The organism is Geodermatophilus chilensis, assembly GCF_002802985.1.
Classification (GTDB): domain Bacteria; phylum Actinomycetota; class Actinomycetes; order Mycobacteriales; family Geodermatophilaceae; genus Geodermatophilus; species Geodermatophilus chilensis.
The window spans coordinates 1-1,926 of sequence record NZ_NVPT01000323.1 but is presented as its reverse complement, the minus strand read 5'-3'; the positions used below and the strand labels follow the sequence as shown (position 1 = coordinate 1,926).

The 1,926-nt window shown below is 68.5% G+C and carries 2 protein-coding genes; both read right to left on the bottom strand.

Annotated features, from left to right (window positions below):
• Nucleotides 1-233: 233 nt before the first annotated feature.
• Nucleotides 234-788, bottom strand: a complete 555-nt coding sequence (locus CNO22_RS30005) for a rhodanese-like domain-containing protein (RefSeq protein ID WP_332870111.1) — start codon at nt 786-788, stop codon at nt 234-236.
• Between the two features lie 451 nt (nt 789-1,239).
• Nucleotides 1,240-1,746 (bottom strand): DUF1440 domain-containing protein, encoded by a 507-nt coding sequence (locus CNO22_RS26845; protein WP_100502270.1) that lies wholly within the window; start codon nt 1,744-1,746, stop codon nt 1,240-1,242.
• Nucleotides 1,747-1,926 lie beyond the last annotated feature (180 nt).

Here is a 1,926-nt window from a genome sequence, read left to right as displayed (position 1 = left end):
AGCTGAAAAGCACCAGCCGTGTGCCTACAGGATTTAGGCGCTGCGACGACACCCGACCCGCTGACCAGCGACAACGCTATCGATCAAGCCTGCATGTGCGTGTGATCTTCGGAACTCCGGTCAGTCGACACAGCTGGAACGTGTCGCCGCAGACAACGATCCCGAGCCGCAGTTCGAAGACAGGGTGACCTCACGGGCGGGGGCCGGCGCCCAGCCCGCACCCTCGCGCGCGACTACGTTGGTATGACCCGTGGTGTCGAAGGGTGTGGAACACCAAGGCTGCCGGGTGGGCGCTGAAGCTCGCGCTGCGGGACCGCGCTCGGGGAGGGAATTGCCAGCGACACCGTTTCACCCATCGCGGGCCGTACAGGACTGCCCGAGTACCTCTGTCTTCGCGCTGAGGTCACAATAGGTCGCGCCGAACCGGTTGACTGCGCAATCCGCAGGCGCGCGGGTGCAGCGGACCGGATGTCGCGGATGGCAGCGGCGGCCGGAGCGCCGGTCATGCCGATGGGCGCACGACGAGCAGGCCGGCGGCGGTCCCACTCCGGCAGCCCGTCGACGAGCCGCAGGGCCGGCCGGCCCTGCGCGGTGAGCGTGCGCACGGCGGTGTCGGCGTAGGCACACAGCGGGCCGCGGCAGTAGGCGACGATGGGCTGGCCGTCGGGCAGGCCCCGTAGTCGGGCCTCGAGCTCGTCAGGCGGGATCTTGACCGCGTCGGGTAGATGGCCGGCGGCGTACTCGGCCGGTGGCCGGACGTCGAGGACGACGACGTCCCCGGTGCGAATCCGCGCCAGCAGCTACTCGCGGCTGATCGTGGCCCAGCCGGGAACGGTCGCCGGTGCGACTTCGCCGCCGATCAGACGTCGCAGATGTCCGGCTCGATGGCCTGGGGCGTTGAGCAGCTCGGTTAGGCGGGCGAGGGTGTCCTCGAATGCCCCTGCCCGGAGCTGCCTCGGTACGGACGTCGCGCGGCGCCGCCTGCGGACTCAATAGCCGCTCTTCACGGGTGCGTCGTAGCGTACCGATCCCGCCGACGAAAATCGGCGACCGCGCTGACCGCGGCACCCCTCAGCGGCTGTGTCTGCGTCAAGACGGAGGCGACTACCCTTCACCCCGACGCCACGGCGCCGCCGCGATTACTTCGGAATTGGTCAGGGGTCCCCTTGTCTACTTCGAGATTGGTCAGGGGTCCCCTTGTCCGACAGCTGGGTCGATCCGACCGGGTGCCGGTGTCCTTCACGGCCGATCCCCGGTGGCCGCCCAGCCGGCCTCGATGACAGCGGCGACGGCGAGGCCGAATGCCAGGTGTGCGGCAAACCCGCGCAGGTGGGTGACGAGCGGGTAGTCGAGGTTGGGGGCGCTGAACCCAAAGGCAGGGGTCATGAGCTCGTCGGCGACGATGCTCATGGCGGCGCCCGTGGCCAGCCCGGCGGTGATGGGTGTGAAGCTGGTGCGGCGGCGCAGCAAGGGGTACAGCGGTGCCCACTGGATTGCCAGCCCGTAGTGGAAGATGAGACTCAGTCGATCCAGCTGCTGCTCGCTGAGGCGGAACCCGAATACCTTGGTGAGCTTCTCCGCGGCGATTCGGTACGGCGCGCCGGGCCGCACCGCGTCCTCGCGTGCGCGGGCCTCGGCCGGTTCGAGCTCGTAGAGCTTCATGCTGACCGGCTCCATCGCCTTCGTGCCGAGATAGCCGGCAGCGGTAGAGAGCGCGAGGTCGGTGACGAGCGTCCGTAGCTTCATATGGGCTCCTTCTTCCGATGTGACTGGTGCGGGTACTGATGCGGTGGCGGGTTGTCGTCCGGTGACGGGCCGGCAGCCCGGCTAAAGATCATTAAGGGCGGTTGTTATAGGAACGATCCGAACTCCAAGCCGGTGCTGGCCAGGAAGCCGACCAGCAGTCCGGGGCGGTACTGCATCCGT